Genomic DNA, 23209 nt, shown 5'->3' on the forward strand with positions numbered 1-23209 from the left:
ACGGGTCCGGCCGACGGGTCCGGCCGACGGGTCCGGCCGACGGGTCCGGCCGACGGGTCCGGCCGACGGGTCCGGCCGACGGGTCCGGCCGACGGGTCCGGCCGACGGCCCGTCAGCCTGCCCGTCAGCCGGTCCGCCCGTCAGCCGATCTTTCGGTCTGCCCCTCAGCCGGTCTGTCGGGCCGCGGCCCGGCCGGCGGCACGGCCGGAGAAGAGGCAGCCGCCGAGGAAGGTGCCTTCGAGGGCGTTGTAGCCGTGCACGCCGCCGCCGCCGAAGCCGGCCACCTCGCCCGCCGCGTACAGGCCCTCGACCGGCTGTCCGTCGGCGCCCAGGGCGCGCGAGTCGAGGTCGGTCTGGATGCCGCCGAGCGTCTTGCGGGTGAGGACGTGCAGCTTGACGGCGATGAGCGGGCCTGCCCCCGGGTCCAGGATCCGGTGCGGGGTGGCGACCCGCCCGAGCCGGTCGCCGATGTAGCGGCGGGCGTTGCGGATGCCCTGGACCTGGGAGTCCTTGGCGTACGGGTTGGCGATCTGGAGGTCGCGGGCCTCGATCTGACGGCGCAGGCCGTCCACGTCGAGCAGCGCCTTCTCCGTCAGGCCGTTCATCTTCCCGACGAGCTCGTCGAGGGTGTCGGCGATGACGAAGTCCGCGCCGCAGTCGAGGAACGCCTGCACCGGCGCCGGGGCGCCCTTGCCGAGCAGCCGGTCGCGCAGGACGGCCTTGCGGTCCTTGGCGGTGATGTCGGGGTTCTGCTCGGAGCCCGAGAGCGCGAACTCCTTCTCGACGATCTTGCGGGTGAGGATGAACCAGGAGTGGTCGTGCCCGGCGATGTCCTCGGTCGTGCGCAGGTACTTGAGCGTGTTGAGGGTGTCGTAGCCCGGCAGGCACGGGTCGGGCAGGCGGCGGCCGAGGGCGTCGAACCACAGGGAGGACGGGCCGGGCAGGATGCGGATCCCGTGGCCGGGCCAGATCGGGTCCCAGTTCTGGATGCCCTCGGTGTAGTGCCACATGCGGTCGCGGTTGACCAGCCGGACGCCGGCCTCGGCGCTGATGTCGAGCATGCGGCCGTCGACGTAGGCGGGGACACCGGTGACCATCTCGGCGGGTGGGGTGCCCAGCCGCTCGGGCCAGTAGCGCCGCACGATCTCGTGGTCGGCGCCTATGCCGCCGCTGGTGACGACCACGGCTTGGGCGGTCAGCTCGAAGTCGCCGAGGCGGTCGCGGTTGGAGGCGACGCCGCGCGCGGAGTCGTCGGGGGCGAGGACCGTGCCGCGCACCCCGCGGGCGGCGCCGTCCTCGAGGACCAGCTCGTCGACCTGGTGCCGGTGGTAGAAGGTCAGCAGCCCGTCCTTCGCCGCCTGCTTGGCGTAGCGCACGAACGGGGCGACGACGCCGGTGCCGGTGCCCCAGGCGACGTGGAAGCGGGGCACGGAATTGCCGTGTCCGTCGGCGCGCAGGTCACCGCGCTCCGCCCAGCCGACGGTCGGCACGAAGGAGATCCCGTGCCCGGCGAGCCAGGTCCGCTTCTCCCCCGCCGCGAACTCGACGTAGGCGCGCGCCCAGCGCACCGCCCAGGAGTCCTCGTCGTCGGCGCGGTCGAACTGCGCGCTGCCCTGCCAGTCGCTCCAGGCGAGGTCGAAGGAGTCCTTGATGCCGAGGCGGCGCTGCTCCGGCGAGTCGACGAGGAAGAGCCCGCCGAAGGACCAGAACGCCTGGCCGCCGAGGTTGGCGGCGTTCTCCTGGTCGACCAGGGCGACCCGCCGGCCCCTGCTGGTGAGTTCGTGCGCCGCGACCAGGCCCGCGAGGCCCGCTCCGACGACGATGACGTCCGCGTCCATGGCGTCCGCTGCCTTTCTCCTGAAGAGGTCATTGGGGGGTGCCGCTGCCGTCGGTCAGCAGCGCGGTGAGCAGTTGCTTCAGCCAGACACGGGCGCCCTCGACGTCCTTGTCCAGCAGCAGTTGGGCGGTGACTCCGTCGTAGGCGGCGACCACGGCGTGCGCCGCGCTGTCGACGTCCCCGAGCACGGCCGGCGGTGCGGCGAGGCCCCGGGCCCTGGCGAGCCGGTCGGCGATCGCCCGCCGCAGCCGCGCCCGGTGTTCGAGCAGGGTCTGCGCGACGTCCGGAGCCCGCGCGGCGTGCACCAGGAAGTCCGTCTTCACCAGGAGCCAGTCCAGGTCGAGGAGGAGCACCTCGGTGACCCGGTCGACGGCCGCGGGCACGTCGAGGTCGGGTCCGTCGAGGGCCAGGGCCCCGGACACCTGCTCGGCGATCAGGTCGGCCCGTTGCCGGTAGAGGGCGAAGAACAGCTCGTCCAGGCTGTCGAAGTTGGAGTAGAAGGCGCCCCTGCTGTAGCCGGCGGCCTCGCAGACCTCCTCGATGGAGACCCGCCCGAAGCCCTTGGCGGCGAACACCTCGAAGGCGGCGTCGAGCAGCTTGGCCCGGGTACGGACCCGGCGCCTGGTGACGCGCCCGGTCGTCGGCCCGGTCCGCTCGGCCGTCTGTTCGGTCTGCTCCGCCGCCATACCGGACCTCCGTTCGATACGGGAATGTATCCGATACACCGATGTATCGAAAGCCCTGTCGAAGGCGGCCGCACCGCCCCACCACCCCCGGGCACGGCCACCGAAGGGAACATACTTTCGATTAAGGCGTACGCTGGAACCATGACCGCGCACCACCTCCAGGGCTCCCTCTTCGACCAGACCGACGACCTGCGCCTCGGCCCCCTCGACGGCATCCGCCGGACCACCCTCGGCGCGGGCGCCTGGATCGACGTGCTGCCGGGCTGGCTCACCGGATCGGACGCCCTGTTCGAACAGCTGGCGACCGAGGTCCCGTGGCGCGCCGAGCGCCGGAAGATGTACGACAACGTCATCGACGTACCGCGCCTGCTCGCGTTCTACGGAGCCGACGAGGAACTGCCCCACCCGGTGCTGGCCCGGGCACGCCGGGCCCTGTCCGCGCACTACGCCGAGGAACTGGGCGAGCCCTTCGTCACCGCCGGTCTGTGCCACTACCGCGACGGCCGGGACAGCGTCGCCTGGCACGGCGACCGGATCGGCCGCGGCGCCCGGCAGGACACCATGGTCGCGATCCTCTCCGTGGGCTCCCCGCGCGACCTGCTGCTGCGCCCGGCACGCGGGGGCGAGACGGTACGGCGCCCGCTGGGACACGGCGACCTGATCGTGATGGGCGGCTCCTGCCAGCGGACCTGGGAGCACTGCGTCCCGAAGTCCACCCGCGCCGCCGGGCCGCGCATCAGCGTCCAGTTCCGCCCGCGCGGGGTGCGCTGAAGCGATCCGACGTAGCTGTGTCTGGACGCGGGCTCCGGTGGGTCGCTCACGCGGTCGGCCCGTGTACCCCTGGGAGCGGGGACACAGCTACCGTCGGATCGCGGCCGGCCGGCGCCGATCAGCGTCAAGTACGCGGCGATCGCGACCGCTTCGCCGACGGTGATCCAGCCGGTCCACGAGCACGGGGTGCGCCCGACGCGGGTGACGGACTCCTGTTCGGGATGCGTGGAGCCCCACCGTCCGCATCCACCCGGTGATCTGCTTTGCTGTCCCCGTCGGGCACGAATCTCCAGGACACGGGACGGCCATGCGGGCAGACGTACGGCAAGTGGCGGACGGCACCTACCTGGTGCACGGCAGCAACACCAACTGGGTGATCCTCACCGAGGGGGACGCCGTCACCCTGATCGACACCGGCTACCCGGGAGACCGGCAACTGGTCCTGGACTCCCTCGCCTTCGTGGGCAGTTCACCGGAGGCCGTCACGGCCGTACTGATCACCCACGCCCACAACGACCACCTGGGCTCCGCCGAACACCTGCGCTCGGTGTACGGCACGCCGGTGTATCTGCACGAGGCCGAAGTGCCGCACGCCCGGCGGGAGTTCCTCCAGCAGGTGACCGTGGGCGAGGTGCTGAGGAACGCCTGGCGGCCCGGCGTGCTGCCCTGGACGGTGCACGCGCTGCGCTCCGGCGGCACCGAGCAGCACCCGGTCACCGCGCCCCAGGCGTTCCCGGGCGACGGCGGACCGCTCGACCTGCCCGGCCGTCCCGTCCCGGTGCACACCCCCGGCCACACCGACGGCCACGCCGTCTTCCACCTTCCGGGGGCGGGCGTCGTCGTCTCCGGCGACGCCCTGGTCAGCGGCCACCCGACCTCGCGCCTGAAGGGGCCGCAGCTGCTGCCGGACATGTTCCACCACGAGCGGAGCCGCGCGGTGGAGTCCCTGGACGTGATCGAGGGACTCGCGGCCGACCTGCTGCTGCCCGGGCACGGCCCGGTGCACCAGGGGTCCGTGCGGGTGGCGGCCCAGCAGGCCCGCGAACGCGCCGTCTAAGGTCAGGCCATGGCTTTGCAGATCAGCGCCACCAACCCGGAGCATCCGGCACTCCTGCTGGAGCTGCCGTGGCACCTGCCCCTGGAGGAGTGGCCCGAGGAGGTCCTCGTCCCGCTGCCGCGCGGCATCTCCCGCCACGTGGTGCGCTACGCCCAGGCCGGCGACGAGGTGATCGCCGTCAAGGAGCTCGCCGAACGCCCCGCGCTGCGCGAGTACGAGCTGCTGCGCGACCTGGACCGGCTCGGCATCCCCGCCGTCGACCCGCTGGCCGTGGTCACCGGCCGCGCCGACGAGGACGGTGTGCCGCTGGAGTCGGTGCTGGTCACCCGGCACCTGGGCGGCTCGATGCCGTACCGCTCGATGTTCGAGACGACGATGCGCCCGGCGACCATGCACCGGCTCATGGACGCCCTCGCCGTGCTGCTGGTGCGGCTGCATCTGGCCGGGTTCGCGTGGGGCGACTGCTCGCTGTCCAACACGCTGTTCCGGCGCGACGCGGGCGCCTACGCCGCCTACCTCGTCGACGCCGAGACCGGCGACCTGCACCCCCAGCTGAGCCCCGGCCAGCGCGACTACGACCTCGACCTCGCCCGCGTCAACATCAGCGGCGAACTGCTCGACCTCGAGGCGTCCGGGGCACTGCACCCCTCGGTGGACCCGATCGAGTTCGGCACCGAGATCTGCGCCCGCTACGGGGCCCTGTGGCAGGAGCTGACCCGCACCTCGGTCTACCCGGCGGGCAAGTACCACTACATCGAGCGCCGGATCCGCCGGCTCAACGAGCTCGGCTTCGACGTCGCCGAGATGCAGATCGAGCACTCCACCAACGGCGACACGGTCACCTTCGTGCCGAAGGTCGTCGACGCGGGCCACCACCAGCGTCAGCTGCTGCGCCTCACCGGCCTGGACACCGAGGAGAACCAGGCCAGGCGGCTGCTGAACGACCTCGAGAGCTGGATGGCCACCCAGGACGACTACGCCCCGGGCGACCCCCTCGCGGCCCGCCCGGAGGTGCTGGCGCACCGCTGGGTACGCGACGTCTTCCGGCCCACCGTGCGCGCGGTCCCCCTCGAGCTGCGCGGCTCCATGGACGCGGCGGAGATCTACCACGAGCTCCTCGAACACCGCTGGTACCTCTCGGAGCACGCGCAGCACGACATCGGGCTCGACACGGCGGTCGAGGACTACATCAGGAAGATCCTGCCCAAGGCCCGGGAGACCCTGGAGCCGACGATCCCGGAGTGAGTCACGCGTGGGGCACGACGGCGACCGGGCAGTCCGCGTGGTGCAGGACGCCGTGCGCCACCGAGCCGATCCGGGCGCCCACGGCCGTGCGGTGGGCGCGGCGGCCGACCACCATCAGCTGCGCCCGCCCGGACACCGACAGCAGCACCTGCCCGGCGCTGCCCATCTCCACGTGCTCCACCACCGGCACGTCGGGGAACCGTGCCCGCCACGGCTCCAGTGCTTCGGCCAGCGCCTTCTTCTCGTACGGCTCCAGGCCGCCGGCGTCGTCCGCGAGCTTGAGCGAGCCGGGGCTGTAGGCGAACACCGGCGGGAGCGTCCAGGCCCGCACCGCACGCACGCCCGCGCCCCGGGCCGCCGCCGTCTCGAACGCGAAGCGCAGCGCGGAGGCGCTGTCCTCGGGCTCTCCGTGCTGGCCGACCACGATCTCGTGCCCTGCCACCTCGGACGACGGCTTGTCACCGGCCCGGACCAGCACGACCGGGCGGGCGGCCTCGGTGATGACCTGCTGGCCGACCGAGCCCAGCAGGAACCCGACGACCGGTCCGTGCCCGCGCGAGCCGAGCACCAGCAGATCCGCTTCGGCCGCGGCGGCGATCAGCGTCCCGATCGGGCTGCCCTCGCGGACGTCGGTGGTGACGGCCAGTCCCGGGTGCCGCTCGGCGACCGTCGCGACGGCCTGCCGCACGGAGTCCCGCACCCACCGCTCCTGCGCGTCCCGGTCCGCCACGTCGGCCGCCGCGTTCGGCTGGAACCGCCAGGCGTGCACCACCCGCAGGTCCAGGTCTCGCCGGACGGCCTCGCGGGCCGCCCAGGCGAGCGCCGCGAGGCTCTCGTCCGTCCCGTCGACCCCTGCCGTGATCGGGCCCGTCATCCCGCCGCCTCCTCGTGTCGTGATCACATCCGTCGGCCCCCAGTCTTCACTACGCTTCGGACATGGCATTGGAGTGGGAGCAAGTGATCGTGGACGCGGCCGACCCGTTGGCGCTGGGGCGCTGGTGGGCCGCGGCCCTCGGATGGGTCGTGGTCAACGACGCACCCGACGAGTACGAGATCCGACCGGAGCAGGAGCGGACGCCGGGCCTGCTCTTCGTCCCGGTGCCCGAGCGGAAGACGGTCAAGAACCGGCTCCACCTGGACTTCCGCCCCGACGACCAGGACGCCGAGGTGGCCCGGCTGCTGTCGCTGGGCGCCCGCCACGCGGACATCGGACAGGGCGAGCAGCCGTGGGTGACGCTGTTCGACCCCGAGGGCAACGAGTTCTGCGTGCTGGGGGCGCGGCGGCCGTCTTGACCGCGTGTGCCCTGCCCTGTGCCGAGAGCGCACGGTCCGCCGGTATCCCGGAGCGGACCGCGGCGATCGAACATACGATGGGCGGAGCCGGCGCGGGCTTCGCCGTGCCGCCGTGAGTGACGACCCTCTCGGGGTGGGAGACGTATGGCACAGGCCGCCGATTCGGCGCGGACCGTCATCCTGACCGTGGACGACGACCCGGGGGTATCCCGCGCCGTCGCCCGGGACCTGCGGCGCCGTTACGGCGCCGCGTACCGGATCGTGCGCGCCGAGTCCGGGGAGTCCGCGCTGGAGGCGCTGCGCGAGCTGAAGCTCCGCGGCGACCTGGTGGCGGTCATCCTCGCCGACTACCGCATGCCCCAGATGAACGGCATCGAGTTCCTCGAACAGGCCCTGGACGTGTATCCGGGCGCCCGGCGCGTGCTGCTGACCGCGTACGCCGACACGAGCGCGGCGATCGACGCGATCAACGTCGTCGACCTCGACCACTATCTGCTGAAGCCGTGGGACCCGCCGGAGGAGAAGCTCTACCCCGTCCTGGACGACCTGCTGGACGCCTGGCGCTCCAGCGACTACCGGCCCGTGCCCGCCACGAAGGTGGTCGGGCACCGCTGGTCGGCACGGTCGTCGGAGGTGCGGGAGTTCCTGGCCCGCAACCAGGTGCCCTACCGCTGGTACTCCGCCGACGAGCCGGAGGGGCAGCGGCTGCTGGCCGCGGCCGGGGTCGACGGGCAGCGGCTGCCGCTGGTGGTCACCGCGGACGGCACGCCCCTGGTCGAGCCGGACGCGCCCGAACTGGCCGCCCACGTGGGGCTGGCGACGACGCCGACGGCCGACTTCTACGACCTCGTGGTGATCGGCGGCGGCCCGGCCGGGCTCGGGTCGGCGGTGTACGGGGCCTCCGAGGGGCTGCGGACGGTGCTCGTGGAGCGGTCCGCGACCGGTGGACAGGCCGGGCAGAGCTCCCGCATCGAGAACTACCTGGGCTTCCCCGACGGCGTGTCCGGGGCCCAGCTCACCGACCGGGCACGGCGGCAGGCCACCAAGTTCGGCGCCGAGATCCTCACCGCGCGCGAGGCCACCGGGCTCGAGGTCAACGGCTCCGCGCGTGTCGTGCGGTTCTCGGACGGGTCGGCGGTGGCGGCGCACAGTGTGATCCTCGCGACGGGTGTGTCGTACCGGCAGCTGGCCGCGCCGGGCTGCGACGACCTGACCGGCTGCGGGGTCTTCTACGGATCCGCGCTCACCGAGGCGTCCTCCTGCCAGGGGCAGGACGTGTACATCGTGGGCGGTGCCAACTCGGCCGGCCAGGCGGCCATGTACCTGGCCAGAGGCGCCAAGTCCGTCACGCTGCTGGTGCGCGGGGAGTCCCTGGCGGCCTCGATGTCGTACTACCTGATCCAGCAGATCGAGGAGTCGCCCAACATCTCCGTGCGTCCCGGCACGGTCGTCGACGCCGCCCACGGGGACGGCCACCTGGAGCAGCTGACGCTACGGGACGTCACGACCGGCGAGACCGAACTCGTGGACGCGCAGTGGATGTTCGTGTTCATCGGCGCGGCCCCGCTGACCGACTGGCTGGACGGCACGGTGCTGCGCGACGAACGCGGGTTCATCCTCGCCGGGCCCGACCTCACCCCGGACGGGCGGCCGCCGGCGGACTGGGCGCTGGACCGGCCGCCGTACCACCTGGAGACCAGTATTCCCGGCGTGTTCGTGGCGGGCGACGCGCGCGCCGAGTCCGCGAAGCGCGTCGCGTCCGCCGTAGGAGAGGGAGCCATGGCCGTGATGCTCGTCCACCGGTATCTGGAGCAGTCATGAGCGGGCAGTTGATGCCGTGCAGCCCGACCGAGATCAGCTCGCTGTTCCTGTTCGAGAAGCTCTCCCCCGAGCAGTTGGGACGGCTCTGCAGCGAGGGCCGGGTGGAGAGGTTCGAGCCCGGTCCGGTGTACACCGAGGGCGATCCGGCGACCTGCTTCTATGTCATGGTCGAAGGGACGGTCGTGCTGTACCGCCGGGTCGGCGGGGACGACGTCGAGGTGAGCCGCACCTCCCAGCGCGGGGTGTACGCCGGGGCCATGCAGGCCTACCTGGGGGACCAGGTGCCGCAGGTCTACAACAACTCGATGCGGGTGACCGAGCCGACGCGGTTCTTCGTGCTGCCCGCCGAGTCGTTCTCGGCCGTCATGCGGGAGTGGTTCCCGATGGCCGCGCACCTGCTGGAGGGGCTGTTCTTCGGTTCGAAGAACACCCAGCGGGCCATCGGGCAGCGCGAACGGCTGCTGGCCCTGGGCTCGTTGTCGGCGGGCCTCACCCATGAGCTCAACAACCCGGCCGCGGCGGCCGTACGCGCCACCGCGACGCTGCGCGAGCGGGTGGCGAAGATGCGGCACAAGCTGGCCGTCATCGCCTCCGGCGCGTACGACCCGGAGGCGCTGACCCGGCTGATCGAGATCCAGGAGCGGACGGCCGAACTGGTGGCGAAGGCACCGGTGCTGAGCCCGCTGGAGGCCTCCGACCGGGAGGACGACCTCACCGACTGGCTCGACGACCACGGCATCCAGGAGGGCTGGCGGATCGCGCCGACCTTCGTACAGGCCGGGCTGGACGTGGACTGGCTGGAGCAGATCGCGGCCGCCGTCGACGAGGAGATCCTGCCGGGCGCGATGGGGTGGCTCAACTACACGGTCGAGACCGAGCTGTTGATGGACGAGATCGGCGACTCCACCAACCGCATCTCGCACCTCGTCGACGCCGCCAAGCAGTACTCGCAGCTCGACCGCGCCCCCTACCGGGTCGTCGACGTGCACGAACTCCTCGACAGCACCCTGCTGATGCTGTCGGGCAAGATCGGACAGCGCATCGAGGTCGTCAAGGACTACGACCGTGCGCTGCCGGCGATCCCGGCCTACCCGGCGGAGCTCAACCAGGTGTGGACGAACCTCGTCGACAACGCCGTCTTCGCCGTCGACAGCGCGGGCGGCGAGGGCACGTTGACCGTGCGGACGGCCCGCGAGGGCGACCGGCTGCTGGTCGAGTTCCGCGACACGGGCCCCGGGATCCCGCCCGAGGTCCGGGGCCGCATCTTCGACCCGTTCTTCACCACCAAGCCGGTGGGCGAGGGCACGGGGCTCGGTCTGGACATCTCCTGGCGGATCGTCGTCAACAAGCACCACGGCAGCCTTCATGTGGAGTCCGTGCCGGGCGACACCCGCTTCCAGGTGCTGCTGCCGCTGACCGCCCCCGATCCCGACCCCGAGAGCGCACCGGATCCCGACACCGCCGAGGAGCCTGTATGACCGACGTAGACGCGATCGACCCGAGCGTCCCGCCCAGCAGCGCCGGCTGCGTGGACTGCGACTCGGCGGGCGGCTGGTGGTTCCACCTGCGGCGCTGCGCGACCTGCGGCCATGTCGGCTGCTGCGACTCCTCCCCCGCGCAGCACGCCACCGCGCACCACAAGGCGACCGGGCATCCCCTGGTCCGCAGTTTCGAGCCGGGCGAGGAGTGGTTCTGGGACTACTCCACCGACGAGCTGTACGAGTCCGGGCCCGCACTCGCCCCACCGGCCAGTCACCCCGCGGACCAGCCCGTGCCGGGCCCGGCCGGGCGCGTGCCGAAGGACTGGGCGCAGGCACTGCACCGTTGAGATCGTCCCGGCAGGGTTCCGTTCCTGGTCGCGGGCCGCGTTGTCGGTGGCGCGTGCCAGGATGGAGTCGTGTCGCAGACCGTGTTCGCCACCCCGTTCATCGGCCGGGAAGAGGAGCTCGCCCGGCTCTCCGGCGTACTGGAACGCGCCCGGGGCGGTGAGTCGCGCGCACTGCTGATCGCCGGGGACGCCGGCGTGGGCAAGACCCGGATGCTGGACGAGGTCGCCACCCGGGCGGTCCGCTCCGGCATGACCGTGCTCACCGGGCACTGCGTCGACCTCGGTGACGTGGGGCTGCCGTATCTGCCGTTCACCGAGATCCTCGGCCTGCTCGCCGCCGACGAGCGGTTCACCGCCGTCCTGGCCGCGCACCCCCTGGTCGACCGGCTGCTCGGCGCGGGCACGGACACCGTGCGGGACGACGCGGGGCACGCCCCGCGGTCCGGCGGCAGCGGGGAAGGACGGCTGAGACTGTTCGAGGGGATGGCGGCGCTGCTCGCCGACCTGTCGGACGTCACACCGCTGCTCCTCGTCCTGGAGGACCTGCACTGGGCCGACCAGTCCTCCCGGGACCTGCTGCGCTTCCTGCTCAGCCGGGGCTTCCTGCAACGGCCCACGGGCGGCGGATCCGGTCACCGGCTGGCGATCCTGGCCTCCTACCGGGCGGACGACCTGCACCGCCGGCACCCGCTGCGTCCGCTGCTGGCGGAGCTGGTGCGGCTGCCGGCCGTGGACCGGCTGGAACTGCGGCCGCTGGCGGACGCCGAGGTGGCCCTGCTGCTGCGCGCCCTGGAGGACCGGCCGCTGCCGGACGCCACGGTGCGCCGCATCGTGGAGCGCGCGGAGGGCAACGCCTTCTACGCCGAGGAGCTGCTGGCGGCCACGGACACGGAGGCCGGCGGGATGCCCAGCGGGCTGGCCGACCTCCTCCTCATCCGTGTCGAGCAACTCCCCGACACCGCCCAGCAGGTGCTGCGCACCGCCGCCGTCGCCGGCCGGCGCGTGGAACACGACCTGCTGCGGGACGCGGTGGGACTGCCGGAGGACGAACTGGAGTCGGCGCTGCGGGAGGCCGTCGGCCACCAGCTCCTGGTCGCGGGCGGCGACGGCGCCTACGCCTTCCGGCACGCCCTCGCGCGCGAGGCGGTGTACGCCGATCTGCTGCCGGGTGAACGGTCCCGGCTGCACGGCGCGTTCGCCGCTCTGCTGGCCGGGCGGGGCCACCGTGCCGAGACCGCGGCGGAACGCGCCCACCACTACCGCGAGAGCCATGACCTGCGCGAGGCCCTCGCCGCCTCGCTGGAGGCCGCCGACCACGCCCGCCGGGTCGGCGCGCCCGCCGAGGAACTGCGCCATCTGGAGGCCCTTCTCGACCTCTGGGAGTCGGTGCCCACGGCGGCCCTTCCGTCCGGTGAGGGGTCCGACCGGGTCACGCTGATGCTGCGCGCCTCGGCGGCGGCCGCGCACGCCGGGGAGGCGCACCGCGCGGTCTCCCTGAACCGGGCCGCGCTGGCCGGCGTCGGCCGGACGACCGACGCCGAACTCGCCGCCCGCGTGCGGTACACGCTGGCCGGCACGCTCATGGGCGTCGACAGTCTGACGGCCGCGTTCGCCTACAGCAGCGAGGCGTTGGCGATGATCCCCGCCGAACCGCCGTCGCCGACCTGGGTGTGGGCCGCCGCCACGCATGTCCTGGCGGCCCGTCAGGTCGGTGACTCCGAGACCGCCCTGCGGGTCGCGCGCCGGGCGTTGCGCGCCGCCGAGCAACTCGATCTGACGGACGCACGTGCCGACCTCCTGGTCTCGCTGGCCAACCTCGAGGGCGACGGCCGCCGCTCCGCCGAGGGCCGTGCGAGGCTGACGGAGGCGCGGGAACTGGCCCGGCGCGGCGGCAACGCTCCGGTGGAGATGCGGGCCCTGTTCACCCTGGCGATCGGCGCCTACGAGGCCGGGGAGCTGGCGGAGTGCCTGCCCTGGCTGGCCGAGGGCCTGGACCGCGCCCGCCGGGCGGGGCTGCTGTCCTCGCCGTATCCGCTGGAGATGCGGTACCTCCAGCTGCTGGTGCTCTACACGCTGGGCCGCTGGGACGAGTGTCTGCGGACGGCGACGACCGACCTGGCGGTGCTGCCGGTGTCGGGTGGATTCGCGGTGGGTCCCGCCCTGTACGTGGGCCTCGCGCGCGGCGACAAGGGCGTCGTCGACCGGGCCCGGGCCCTGCTCGACGGGCGCTTCGACTGGATGGCGGAGCTCGTCGCGGGCATCGTGCTGACCGACGCGGCGGTACTGAGCGGTGACGCCGAGGGGGCGGTGGCCCGGCTGCGGTCCTCGGTCGAAGCTCTCACGGACGACGTGGGCATGCTCCCGGACGTCACGGTCAGACTCACCGCGCTCGCCCTCACGGCGGTCGCCGAGGCGGCGGCCGAGGCACGGCGCGGCGGCGACGAGGCGGCGGCCGGCCGCTGGTCGGCGGTCGCGACGGAACTCCTGGAGCCGGCGCGGGCGGTGGCCCTGCGGGGCGCGGCCGGTGTGCCGCAGGGCCCGGAGGGGCGCGCCTGGCTGGCCCGCGCGGAGGCCGAGTGGACGTGGGCCACCACCGGGCCCGATCCGGCGGCCTGGGAGAGGACGGTGGCGGCGTTCGACTACGGCGACGTCTACGAACTCGCCCGCTGCCGGCTGCGGTACGCGCGGGCCCTGCTGGCGGCCGGGCGACGCGAGGACGCGGCGGCCGAGGCCCGCGCCGTCCGCGAGACGGCCGTACGGCTGGGCGCCACGACCCTGCTGGAGCGGTGGGACGACCTGGTCCGCCGCGGACGCCTCACCGACGCCGGGACCGCCGCCCGGGGCGGTCCGGTCGCCCTGACGGCCCGGGAGCGGGATGTCCTGCGGCTGCTCGCGCTCGGCCGGAGCAACCGGCAGATCGGCGAGGAGCTGTTCATCAGCGGCAAGACGGCGAGCGTGCATGTCTCCAACATCCTCGCCAAGCTGAGCGCGGCGAGCCGTACGGAGGCCGTGGCGATCGCCTACCGCGAGCGGCTGCTCGAACCGGAGCTCGGCGCGTCGGGCTGATCCCGGCGGCCTCGGCCCGGCCACGACGGACGGGCGTTCAACGAGACGTGCAGGTGCGGGCGTACACATGCGGGCGGGCACATGCGGGCGGGCAGATACGGGCGAGGAACCCCGGCGGGCCGCCGCCCGTTGTCCGGGCAGGCCCGCGGCGTGGCCGTACGACGACATCGGGGCGGCAGGATGAACGAGTTGGTTCCCGGGGGCAACCTGCCCCTCCCGGGCGGCGCCCTGGCCGTCAGGGTGCCCGGCCCCTTCGACGTCTGCGCGCTCGTCACGGACGACAGCGGCAAGGTCCGGGGCGACGCCGACTTCGTGTTCTACAACCAGCCGACCGCGCCGGGAGCCCGGCTGCGGGGCGACACCCTGACGCTGGAACCCGACCGGCTGCGGGCCGGCGCCACCCGCGTCACCGTGGTCGTCGGCGCGGCCGATCCGGGCACGCCCCTGGCCCGGCTGCCCCTGCCCACGCTGCAGGTGGCCGATGCGCCGGGCCGTGTCCTGGCCCGGTTCACCCCACCGCCCACGCAGGGCGAGACGGTGCTGCTGCTCGCGGAGTTCTACCGGCGTGGCGGCGGCTGGAAGCTGCGGGCGCTCGGCCAGGGGTACGCGGACGGACTGGCGGGTCTGGCCCGGGACTTCGGGGTGGAGGTCGTGGCGCAGGACAGCGCGTCCCCGGGTGGACAGGCGGTCGCGGGGCCGGCCCGCGGGTACACCGGGGCCGGCGGCGCCGTCCCCGCGAGCCGGCGGCCGACGACCGCACCGCGCCCGACGACGGCACCGGGCCGCGTCCTCGCACCGCACGGCCCGTCCGCCCCGCACGGCTCCGCGGTGTCAGCCGCCGATCCCGACGGCTTCCTCGCCCTCGTCAACCCCGCCCGCGCCACGTCCGGTTCGCCGCCCGTGTCCCTCGACGCCCGCCTCGACTCGGCGGCCCGGGCGCACGCGGCCGCCCTGGCCGCGGCCGGGCGGCTCGGTACCGAGGGCGCGGACGGCGTCTCGGTGTACCAGCGGGTCACCGCCGCCGGATACCGGTATCTCGCCGTCGGTGAGCACCTGGTCTCCGGTCCCCATACCACCGACGAGTTCGTGGCATACTGCCTGCGCACCGACCAGGCCCGGCAGACCCTGCGGGACCCGGCGTTCACACACGCCGGGGTGGCGCGGGCCACCGACGCGCGTACCGGCGACACCTACTGGACCGCCCTGTGGGCGAGCCCGTTCACCCCGGACGGCCTGGCCCGGACCGCGGCCGAGGTCGTCGGCCTCACCAACCGCGAGCGGGCGAAGGCCGGGTTGCGCGCCCTGGCCGTCGATCCCCCGCTCACCACGGCGGCGCAGGCGCACAGCGCGGACATGGTGGCGCGCGCCTTCTACTCCCACACCTCGCCCGAGGGAAGCCAGCCCTGGGACCGGGCCGCCGCCGCGGGCTCGACCCGGCGGACCATCGGAGAGAACATCGCCTGCGGCCAGCGTTCCCCCGCCGAGGTGGTGGAGGGCTGGATGAACAGCCCCGGTCACCGCGCCAACATCCTCAAGCCCGGCTTCACCCACATCGGCGTCGGCTTCGCGGGCGGCGGCCCCTCGGGCACGTACTGGACGCAGCTCTTCGGCGCCTGACGCCCCACCGGCCGCCGGGGTGATCTACGCCTCACAGGCAACCCCTGTCACGGTGCCCGCGTCTTGACCGGCAGCACACCGCACTATACCCACCGTGTATACACAGAGTGCATACGTGAACACCCGGTGGTCTGCCGAAGGGAACCGATGTACGGCAAGGCATTCGCCCCGGAGTACCAGGGCGCTCTCACCACCCTGTCCGTGAACTCCTCGCTGGACGACGTACTGGCCGTCGGCACGGAGCAGTTGCGGGCGGCGGAGCAGGCCGGGGAACACGGCGAGGCGGCCCGCTCGGGGCTCGCGGTCGCCGAGGCGCACCGACGGCTGGGGCAGGTGCGCGAGGCCGACCGGGCCTGGAAGGCGAGTTACCGGGCGGCCCGGGACGCCGGGGACGTCGCCGCGATGGCGTGGGCCCTGTGGAGCGGCGGCACCCTGGCCCGGCAGCGGGGCGCGTTCCGGCTGGCCCGGCGGCTGCTGGGGCTCGCGGCCGATCTCGGCGAGCAGGGCGGTGACATCGTCGTCCGTGGCTACTCGCTGGCCGGTCTGGCGGAGACCGGGCGCATCCAGGGCGACTACGAGGCGGTGGGCCGGCTGCACGAGCAGTTGCTGGCGGAGGCGCGCAGGCGCGGCGAGGCGCGGCACACGGTGTGGGCCCTGGAGGGCATCGCGCAGATGCACCGCAACTCCGGCGCCCACGACACGGCGTACGCCCTCTTCGAGGAGGCGGCCCAGATCGCCGCGGGCGCCGAGGACCGCCGCGGTCACGCCTGGGCACTGCGCGGACTGGCCGACATCGTCTCCGCGCGGGACGGGGACACCGAACGCGCGCTCGGCCTGCTGACCGAGGCCGAGGAGTCCTGCCGCGCGATGAACCTGTCCGGCGCACTGGCCTACAACCACAAGATGCGTGGCAACGTGCTGTACCGCGCTGGGCGTTACCCCGAGGCCAGGCAGCTGTACACACAGGCGCTCGGCGAGTTCCGCAGCATGGGCGAACCGCGCGGCGAGGCGCTGGCCCGGCTCGGCCTGACGAAGGCGCTGGCCCGACTGGGCCGCGACCGTGCGGAGACGGCGGCCGAACTGGCCGGGCTGGCACGGGAGCTGGAGCGCATCGGCCTGCGGCACGCACGGGAGATGGTCGCCCGGGCACAGAGCGAGCTGGAGGTCGAGACGGCGACCCCGGATGCAGCGGCACCGGCACCGGCACCGGCACCGGCGTCGATCTCGGCATCGGCACCGACCTCGGCGTCGGCGTCGGCGTCGGCATCCGCACCGACCTCGATGTCGGCACCGGCACCGGCACCGGCACCGGCACCGGCACCAGAACCGGCACCAGAACCGGCACCCACGACCGGGGTTTCCCACGAGCGCGCGGCGGTCGCCCGGTGACGGCGCTCGGCGCGACCGTGCGGGAAGCCACCGCCACCCGGTCTCGCACGCCCCAGGTCCTGGCCCGCTGCCGGTCGTTGGTGCGCCCCGCGCTCATGGAGGCCGTCGGGCGGTCGCACCCCTGGGTGGGCGAGATGGCCGGCTACTCGTTCGGCTGGTGCGGGGTGGGCGGGGTGCCCGCGGCCGGCTCCGGAGGCAAGGGCCTACGGCAGGCCCTCGCGGTCCTCGGCGCCGAGGCGGTCGGTGCGCCCGCGCGGGCCGGAGTGCCCGCGGCGGTGGCGGTGGAGCTGGTGCACGCCTTCTCCCTGCTCCACGACGACATCATGGACGGCGACGCGACCCGGCGCGGGCGTGCCACGGTGTGGACGGCGTACGGCACGGGACCCGCGGTCCTGGCGGGCGACGCCCTGTTCGCCCTGGCGGTGGAGACCCTCGCGCTCCAGCCGCCCCCGGCCGGCGCCGAAGCCGTACGTCTGCTGTCCGGCGCCCTCGGGGACCTCGTCCGTGGGCAGGCCGACGACCTGCTGTTCGCCGCGCGCCCCTGGTCGGGGCCGGAGCGGGTGCGGCCGGACGCCTACCGGGCGATGGCCGAGGGCAAGACCGGTGCCCTGCTCGGCTGTGCGGCCGCGCTGGGTGCCGTGCTGGGCGGCGCGTCCCCGGCCGCGTCGGCCGCGCTGGACCGGGCGGGGCGGCATCTGGGGGTCGCGTTCCAGGTGGTCGACGACCTGCTGGGCATCTGGGGCGACCCGTCGGTCACCGGCAAGCCGGTCCACGGCGATCTGCGTGAGCGGAAGAAGACGTTCCCCGTGCTGGCCGCGCTGGACTCGCCCGCTCCGGCCGCGCGCCGGCTGGCCGTACTCCTGGAGCGGGGCGGCGACCCGGGTGAGGCGGCAGCGCTGGCCGAGGCGGCGGGTGGTCGCGCGGCGGCGCTCGCCGAGGCGGGCCGGCAGGTGGCCGCCGCCGAGTCGGCGCTGGCGGACGCCCCGCTGGCCGCCGGCGCCGTCCGCGACCTGCGCTCGCTGGTCGACTTCGCGGTGCGCCGAGACCTCTGACCCGGCTCCGCCCGGCCCGGCCGTGCTCACGCGACGAGCTTCCGGCAGTGCCCGGCCGGAGCCCTGCGCGGAAGCGATTGCGCCGGATTGGGAAATCCGCCGGGAGTGCCTCCGAGCAGGAATGCATGACGGTCGAGGAGGTCGTTCCCGGGAACCCCGGCGAGTCCGGCCCGGCCTGTTTACCGCTGGTTACACCGCAGGACGGGCCCAGGACGACCCCCGGCAATTCCCTTTTCTCGTACATGCACTCGGACCAAAGCGACGCCCCTTTTGAATAAAAGACAGGAATCACACCGGAGTTGCGCTCCAATTGAACGGACCCCCTCACGCCGGTCGTACCACTGGGAAAGGTGAGTCCGGCGGTTCAGCGAGGGATGGCCATGGTCAAGACGCACGTCTCCACGCACGAGTTGGTCGCCGGGAGGTACCGGCTGCTCGACGTCGTCCACCGGGAGACGAACCGCGTCGGCTGGTACGGCGAGTACGTCGAGGACACCGGGGCGGCCCGGCCCTGCCTGGTGACCAGAATCGGGCTGCCGGCCGGCCAGGGCGAGGAGAAGGCCCGGCAGGCCGCCGACCGGGTCCTGCGCATGTCCGAGACGATGGCGCGGCTGTGCCCCGGCCGGATCGCCGCGGTCGTCGACGCCGTGGAGGAGGCGGGCTCCCTGTGGACCGTCACCGAGTGGATCGACGGTCTGCCCCTGAGTCAGCTCCTCGATCAGAAGGGGGCGTTCAGTCCGGCCAAGGCCGCGACGATCGGGCTGCAGCTGCTCGACGTGCTCGAGGTCGCGCACGGTGAGGGCATCACCCACGGCGAGCTGAGCCCCGGTCAGGTCTTCGTGCGGGCCCGTGGCCCTCTCGTCCTCACCGGGTTCGGGCTGGCGGGCGCGACCCTCGCCCCCCGGGTGGCGGCCCCCGCGTACGCCTCCCCCGAGCAGGCCCGGGACGACCGGATCGGCCCGGCGGCCGACCTGTGGGCGCTGGGCGCGATCCTGTACACGATGGTCGAGGGGCGGCCGCCGTACCGGGACCGGGACCGGCCCGAGAGCACGCTGAAGGGGGTGGACCGGCTGCCGCTGCGCACCCCGCTGCGGGCCGGTTCGCTCACCCCGACCGTGCAGGGGCTCTTGCGCAAGGACTCCCGGGAGCGGCTGACCAGGACGGTCGTACGCCAGTCCCTGACCCGGGTGCTGGACGAGGACCCGCACGCGGTCATGCACGCTCCCCGGCTGAAGCGTGCCTGCGCCGCCGCCCGGTACGTCGGTCCGCGGTGGAGCGGCCGGGCGATGGCGGCCGGGACGGCGCTGGCCGTCGTCACCGTCGCGGTCGCCGCCCTCGCCGTGACCCACCAGCTGCCCGACACCGAGGACACCGCGGGGGGCGGCGCGCCGGCCCGGCCGTCCGCTTCCGCCGCGGCACCCGGCGAGGACGCCGGCGAAAGAGACTCCGCGACGCCGGCGCCGACCGCGCCGGGCAGCCCGTCGCCGAGCACGTCCCCGGAGTCCTCCCCCTCGGCGCCCGCCACCGCCGACGCCCTCCCCGAGGGTTACCGCGTGTACCGCGCGCCCGAGGGCTTCTCGGTCGCGCTCCCGGCGGGCTGGAAGGCGCTGGAGACCACGCGCGGCACCGACCGGGCGTACCGCGTCACCTTCGGGGCGACCGGCGATCCGCGCACCCTCGCGGTCACCTACAGCGAGAGCGCCGGACCCGACCCGGTGACCGTCTGGCGCGAGGACGTCGAGCCCGGCCTGAAGAAGGACGACGGTTTCCGTCGCCTCGGCGACATCGAGGCGACGACGTACCAGGGCTACAAGGCCGCCGACATGGAGTGGCTCGTGGACGTCGACGGCGCCCGGGTGCGCACGTTCGGCCGCGGTTTCCTCCTCGGCGGGCACCGCAGCTTCTCGCTGCGCTGGACGACGCCCGCCGCGGACTGGGGCAAGAGCGCCAACCGCGAGGCCCTGGACACGTTCCTGAAGACCTTCCGGCCGGGTTCCGCCGCCTGACCGTCTGGTCCTTCCCGGCCTCGCGGGGCCCTTCGCCGCTACCGGCGACTGCTGCGCCTCCCCGCACCGGACACCGTCTTATTCGATCGCGTGAACAGATCACGCCGGGCACAATCGGCGGATGCCGACCACCGCGGAGCAGCTGCTCTCCGCCCTCGAACCGCTGCCGTTCCCCGCCCGCCTGACCCTGACGGCGCGGACCGCACGCAGGCTCGCGGACGACGGGACGCTCGCCCCGCTGCTGTCCGCGCTGGACGGGCGCGGGCCCTACGAGCGGCGGCTCGCGGCGTTGGCGGCCCTCGTCGGACGGGACGCGGATTTCCTCGCGGACCGGCTGGCGGACGCGGACCCGGTCGTCGCCGGGTACGCGCGCCGCGCCGCACGGGACCTGCCCGTACCGGACCGGGCGGTGGAGGCGGCGTACGACGACGCACCGGCCGTGCTGCGGCAGCGGCTGGCACGTCTGCTCGCCGCGGGAGGCCGTACCGGACTCGCCGAGCGGCTGGTGGCGCGACTGCGCGCGGAGTGGGGCGACACCGAGGCGGCGCGGCTGCTGCCGGCCTGCTCCACCCCCTTCGTGGCAAGGGAGTTGCCGGGGCTCGCGCACGCCGTCGACGGGTGGACGCGGCTCGCGTGCCGGCATCCCGACCCGGTGCTGGACCACGCCGAGCAGGCCTTGGCGGAGCGGGCCGGCGGGCAGCAGCGGGACGACTGGTGGCGCGTCCACGCCACCACGGTCGCGGCACTCGCGCCCCTGCGCCCCGAGCGGGTGCTGACCCTGCTGGAGCGGCACGGCCCCGGCAGTCTGCCGCCCGCGTTGAACAACGCGCTCGGCCCGCTGGTGAGCGCCGACGCCGAACGCGTGATCCGCTGGATCACCTCCCCCGACCGCCGGCAACAGCGCCACGAGCCGATACCGCCGCCCGGGGTGCTGCACAGGCTCGTGCGGGCCGAACCCGCGTCACTGACCGCGCTGGGCCGTCACTGGCTGAACCGCGGCGCCCACTTCACCGCACTGGTGAAGGCCCTCGCGCCCGGCCGGCGCCCCGCGTTCGTGGACGCGGTCGCCGACGGAGGGACGCGCTCCGACCCGGCGCTGAGCGTCCTCGGTCTGCTGCCGCGCGAGCGCCGCCGGGCGGAAGTGCGGCGGGCGGTGGCCGAGTTCGACGGCACCGACTACTGGTGGGACGACCTGGACACCCTCGCCCACGGTCCGATCGACGAGGCGCGTCCCGCGCTGCTCGCCGCGATCGGGCGGTCCGACGCCGACGACCGGGCCGCCGCCTGGCCGCTGTTCGTGGCCTGCGCCGCCCGGGAGGGCAGCCGGGAAGCGATCACCGAGCTGCTGACCACGGCGGGCCGCCGTCTGCGCAACGAGCGGGACCCGGTACGCGCCGAGGCGCTGCGCGCACTCGAAGAGACGCACCCGCGGCTCTTCGGCTCCGACGACGTCCCGCTGCTGGACGCGATCGCCGCCGACGCGCTGGAGGCACGGGACGGTTCCGCCGCCACCCTGACGGCGCTGCGCACACTCGCCGTACGTCTGCTCGTCGAGCACGCCACGGACGAGGTCACGGACCTGCGGCACTGGGCGCTGCGCACCCTGGAGCGCATCACGAGCCGCGTCGGCGTACCCGACTTCGGCCCGCTGCACCGTGTCCTGCGGCGGGGACAGGAACACCAGGTGTTCGACGCCCTGCGCCCGTGGCTCGACGCCGGGGCCGGGCGGGCCGACTTCCGGCTGCTGCTGGGCCTGGCCGCCGCGCTGGGACCGCGCGCCCGGCGGCTGCCCGAGCTGCAGGAGAGGCTGGCCACGGCCCTGGAACGCGGCGACGACGAGACGTTCCGGGCGGCGGCCCGACTGTGGCTGGCCGCACCGGCGACCCGCGACGAACGGGTCGCCAGGATCGTCGCACTCGAACCGTCGTCGGTCGTCCTCCCGTCCGTGCAACGGGCGCTGACCCGGCGGCGCACGGATCTGCTGGACATCCTGCTCGACGCGCCCTCGCCGTACGGCCGCTTCCTGGTGGACGGGGCCCGGCGCCCGCTGCCCGACCTCGGCGACAGCGACCGCTGGCTGCCCCGCCAGCAGCGGACGGCGGTCCGGCTGGCCGGAGAGGCGGTCGCGGACGATTCTCTTCCGCTCGACGAACGGGCCGCCCTGGTCCGGGCCGCGGCCCGGGTGCCCGCGTTCGGGCGGGCGCTGGCGCTCGCGCACAAGGACGACACGGAGGTGGTCGTCGCCGAGGCGGCGCTCGGCGCGCTGCCCTGGACCGACCGGCCCCACGACACCCTGCCGGTGCTGCTGGAGCAGGCGGGCAGCGACCGGGCCCGGGTCGCCGTGTACGCGGCGTCCCGCGCCGCCCGTTTCACGGCTCCGTCCGAACTCGCCGGTGCCCTGGGCGCGTTGCTCACCGGGGAGCGGCCCGCGAAGGTGACCTCCCGCAAGGAGGCCGTCCGGCTCGCCGCTACCTTCCTGCCGCCCCGGCGGGCGGTGTCCCTGCTGGCCGGCGCCTTCCACGCTCCCGACCGTCACCCGGACGTGCGGGCCGCCGTCGTCCGCGCACTGCCGCCGCTGCTCGGCGAGCCGGAGGCCTGGCATCTGCTCGACGACGTCGCACGCGACGACGCCCGGCCCGTACACGAGGCCCTCCTGGCCGTCACCCCCTGGGAGCTGGCCGAGACCCACCGCCGCGCCTACGCCGCGGTGGTCGTCGCGGCGTACGACACGTCCCTCGCGCTCACGGAGGGTTTCGGGGGCGGGTACGCCCTGCTGCTCGCCATGGGGGTGTGGTGCCGCTGCTCACCCGAACTGGCCGTCCGCATCTCCCGTACCGTCTGCGACCTCGGCGAGCGTACGCACTGGCAGTTCGCGGGGTGGGTGCTGCGCGATCTGGCCGTGTCCGAACTGCCGCACCCCGTGGGCGGTGCCGCGCCGGACAGCGTGTTCCACGGCACGGTGGCCGAGTTGCTGACCGCGATGCACACCACGGAGGGCGGCGGTGACGCCCTGGAGGGGCGGGACCTGCCCGCGTTGCAGCGGCTCCGGAACCTGACCTCGTTCGGCCACGTCGACGGAGTACGGCCCGAGTTGCTCGAAGCGGTCGCGGAACAGCTGGCGCCGGAGCCCCTGCTCGCGCCCGAACGCGCCTACTTGCTCGGCCAGTTGGTCGACCACGCCGTGGAGCCGACCGCACTGCTCGAACGGCTGCGGGACCTCGCGGACGCTCTCGAGGGCGCGGGGGCGGCCGTCGCGACACACACGTCCGGCCGGTTGCGGACGCCCTCGGCGTATCACACTCTTCCGCCGCGGGCCGAGACCCTGCTGACCGCGGCCGACCGGTTCGCCCGCGACGGCGGCACCGCGACGGGACTCCTGGCGGTCGGCCTCGTGACGGGAACGGGCGCGGCGCTCGACTGGCCCGAGGAGTGGCGGTCGCTGCTGCGCCTGTTGCGTGGGCACAGGAGCGCCGACGTACGCCACCAGGCGTACAGGACCATGACGAAGAACGAATGACAGCCGTGGACGGCTGACGGCGGA

General features: G+C 74.2%; 16 protein-coding genes. 13 read left to right on the forward strand and 3 right to left on the reverse strand.

Annotated elements, in window-relative coordinates:
- Positions 1 to 164: 164 nt before the first annotated feature.
- Together ABT070_RS29375 and ABT070_RS29380 are read right to left on the reverse strand one after the other, a co-directional pair.
- Positions 165 to 1838: an FAD-binding dehydrogenase gene (locus tag ABT070_RS29375; protein WP_351764894.1), complete on the reverse strand. Its 1674-nt coding sequence runs from the start codon at positions 1836 to 1838 to the stop codon at positions 165 to 167.
- A gap of 28 nt (positions 1839 to 1866) precedes the next feature.
- Entirely contained in the window at positions 1867 to 2523 is a 657-nt protein-coding gene (locus ABT070_RS29380; RefSeq protein WP_351764895.1) for a TetR/AcrR family transcriptional regulator, read from the reverse strand.
- A gap of 141 nt (positions 2524 to 2664) precedes the next feature.
- Here ABT070_RS29380 and ABT070_RS29385 point away from each other — a divergent pair, with 141 nt between their 5' ends.
- The 3 genes from ABT070_RS29385 (at position 2665) to ABT070_RS29395 (ending at position 5596) form a co-directional block, all read left to right on the forward strand.
- Entirely contained in the window at positions 2665 to 3294 is a 630-nt protein-coding gene (locus ABT070_RS29385) for an alpha-ketoglutarate-dependent dioxygenase AlkB (protein WP_351764896.1), read from the forward strand.
- 307 nt (positions 3295 to 3601) lie between these two features.
- On the forward strand, positions 3602 to 4351 hold the full coding sequence (locus ABT070_RS29390; RefSeq protein WP_351764897.1) for an MBL fold metallo-hydrolase: 750 nt from the start codon (positions 3602 to 3604) through the stop codon (positions 4349 to 4351).
- Between the two features lie 9 nt (positions 4352 to 4360).
- Positions 4361 to 5596 carry a DUF4032 domain-containing protein gene (locus ABT070_RS29395; RefSeq protein WP_351764898.1) on the forward strand — a complete coding sequence of 412 codons (1236 nt, stop codon included), beginning with the start codon at positions 4361 to 4363 and terminating at the stop codon, positions 5594 to 5596.
- A 1-nt stretch (position 5597) separates the two neighbouring features.
- Here ABT070_RS29395 and ABT070_RS29400 read toward each other — a convergent pair whose 3' ends face one another.
- Positions 5598 to 6470: a universal stress protein gene (locus tag ABT070_RS29400; protein ID WP_351764899.1), complete on the reverse strand. Its 873-nt coding sequence runs from the start codon at positions 6468 to 6470 to the stop codon at positions 5598 to 5600.
- A gap of 62 nt (positions 6471 to 6532) precedes the next feature.
- On the opposite strand from ABT070_RS29400, the gene ABT070_RS29405 reads away from it, so the two are divergent.
- From ABT070_RS29405 to ABT070_RS29450, 10 genes are all read left to right on the forward strand, one after another.
- Positions 6533 to 6889, forward strand: coding sequence for a VOC family protein (locus ABT070_RS29405; protein WP_351764900.1), 357 nt, complete (start codon positions 6533 to 6535; stop codon positions 6887 to 6889).
- Between the two features lie 144 nt (positions 6890 to 7033).
- Positions 7034 to 8710 carry an NAD(P)/FAD-dependent oxidoreductase gene (locus ABT070_RS29410; RefSeq protein ID WP_351764901.1) on the forward strand — a complete coding sequence of 559 codons (1677 nt, stop codon included), beginning with the start codon at positions 7034 to 7036 and terminating at the stop codon, positions 8708 to 8710.
- Complete coding sequence (locus ABT070_RS29415; RefSeq protein WP_351764902.1) at positions 8707 to 10188, forward strand: ATP-binding protein; 1482 nt, start codon at positions 8707 to 8709, stop codon at positions 10186 to 10188. Before ABT070_RS29410 ends, ABT070_RS29415 begins: the two co-directional genes overlap by 4 nt.
- The gene (locus tag ABT070_RS29420) at positions 10185 to 10538 is read left to right on the forward strand and encodes a UBP-type zinc finger domain-containing protein (protein ID WP_351764903.1); all 354 of its coding nucleotides are present in this window, start codon (positions 10185 to 10187) and stop codon (positions 10536 to 10538) included. The genes ABT070_RS29415 and ABT070_RS29420 overlap by 4 nt, the downstream gene beginning before the upstream one ends.
- 69 nt (positions 10539 to 10607) lie before the next feature.
- Positions 10608 to 13604, forward strand: coding sequence for an ATP-binding protein (locus ABT070_RS29425; RefSeq protein WP_351764904.1), 2997 nt, complete (start codon positions 10608 to 10610; stop codon positions 13602 to 13604).
- Between the two features lie 180 nt (positions 13605 to 13784).
- A complete protein-coding gene (locus ABT070_RS29430; protein ID WP_351764905.1) occupies positions 13785 to 15221 on the forward strand; it encodes a CAP domain-containing protein in 1437 nt (478 codons plus the stop codon).
- A 147-nt stretch (positions 15222 to 15368) separates the two neighbouring features.
- On the forward strand, positions 15369 to 16610 hold the full coding sequence (locus ABT070_RS29435) for a tetratricopeptide repeat protein (RefSeq protein WP_351764906.1): 1242 nt from the start codon (positions 15369 to 15371) through the stop codon (positions 16608 to 16610).
- Positions 16607 to 17662, forward strand: a complete 1056-nt coding sequence (locus tag ABT070_RS29440) for a polyprenyl synthetase family protein (protein ID WP_351764907.1) — start codon at positions 16607 to 16609, stop codon at positions 17660 to 17662. The genes ABT070_RS29435 and ABT070_RS29440 overlap by 4 nt, the downstream gene beginning before the upstream one ends.
- Before the next feature lie 374 nt (positions 17663 to 18036).
- Positions 18037 to 19668, forward strand: a complete 1632-nt coding sequence (locus tag ABT070_RS29445) for a serine/threonine protein kinase (protein ID WP_351764908.1) — start codon at positions 18037 to 18039, stop codon at positions 19666 to 19668.
- A gap of 121 nt (positions 19669 to 19789) precedes the next feature.
- Positions 19790 to 23185, forward strand: coding sequence for a hypothetical protein (locus ABT070_RS29450; RefSeq protein ID WP_351764909.1), 3396 nt, complete (start codon positions 19790 to 19792; stop codon positions 23183 to 23185).
- Positions 23186 to 23209 lie beyond the last annotated feature (24 nt).

The sequence above is a fragment of the Streptomyces sp. NPDC002884 genome (assembly GCF_040295245.1).
Classification (GTDB): domain Bacteria; phylum Actinomycetota; class Actinomycetes; order Streptomycetales; family Streptomycetaceae; genus Streptomyces.

Excerpts from the sequence above, each read along its gene's own strand:
- ABT070_RS29415 (WP_351764902.1), top strand. The coding sequence starts at position 8,707 with ATGAGCGGGCAGTTGATGCCGTGCAGCCCGACCGAGATCAGCTCGCTG.
- ABT070_RS29385 (WP_351764896.1), top strand. The coding sequence starts at position 2,665 with ATGACCGCGCACCACCTCCAGGGCTCCCTCTTCGACCAGACCGACGAC.
- ABT070_RS29420 (WP_351764903.1), top strand. The coding sequence starts at position 10,185 with ATGACCGACGTAGACGCGATCGACCCGAGCGTCCCGCCCAGCAGCGCC.
- ABT070_RS29410 (WP_351764901.1), top strand. The coding sequence starts at position 7,034 with ATGGCACAGGCCGCCGATTCGGCGCGGACCGTCATCCTGACCGTGGAC.
- ABT070_RS29435 (WP_351764906.1), top strand. The coding sequence starts at position 15,369 with ATGTACGGCAAGGCATTCGCCCCGGAGTACCAGGGCGCTCTCACCACC.
- ABT070_RS29380 (WP_351764895.1), bottom strand. The coding sequence starts at position 2,523 with ATGGCGGCGGAGCAGACCGAACAGACGGCCGAGCGGACCGGGCCGACG.
- ABT070_RS29405 (WP_351764900.1), top strand. The coding sequence starts at position 6,533 with ATGGCATTGGAGTGGGAGCAAGTGATCGTGGACGCGGCCGACCCGTTG.
- ABT070_RS29395 (WP_351764898.1), top strand. The coding sequence starts at position 4,361 with ATGGCTTTGCAGATCAGCGCCACCAACCCGGAGCATCCGGCACTCCTG.
- ABT070_RS29445 (WP_351764908.1), top strand. The coding sequence starts at position 18,037 with ATGGCCATGGTCAAGACGCACGTCTCCACGCACGAGTTGGTCGCCGGG.
- ABT070_RS29450 (WP_351764909.1), top strand. The coding sequence starts at position 19,790 with ATGCCGACCACCGCGGAGCAGCTGCTCTCCGCCCTCGAACCGCTGCCG.
- ABT070_RS29400 (WP_351764899.1), bottom strand. The coding sequence starts at position 6,470 with ATGACGGGCCCGATCACGGCAGGGGTCGACGGGACGGACGAGAGCCTC.
- ABT070_RS29430 (WP_351764905.1), top strand. The coding sequence starts at position 13,785 with ATGAACGAGTTGGTTCCCGGGGGCAACCTGCCCCTCCCGGGCGGCGCC.
- ABT070_RS29390 (WP_351764897.1), top strand. The coding sequence starts at position 3,602 with ATGCGGGCAGACGTACGGCAAGTGGCGGACGGCACCTACCTGGTGCAC.
- ABT070_RS29375 (WP_351764894.1), bottom strand. The coding sequence starts at position 1,838 with ATGGACGCGGACGTCATCGTCGTCGGAGCGGGCCTCGCGGGCCTGGTC.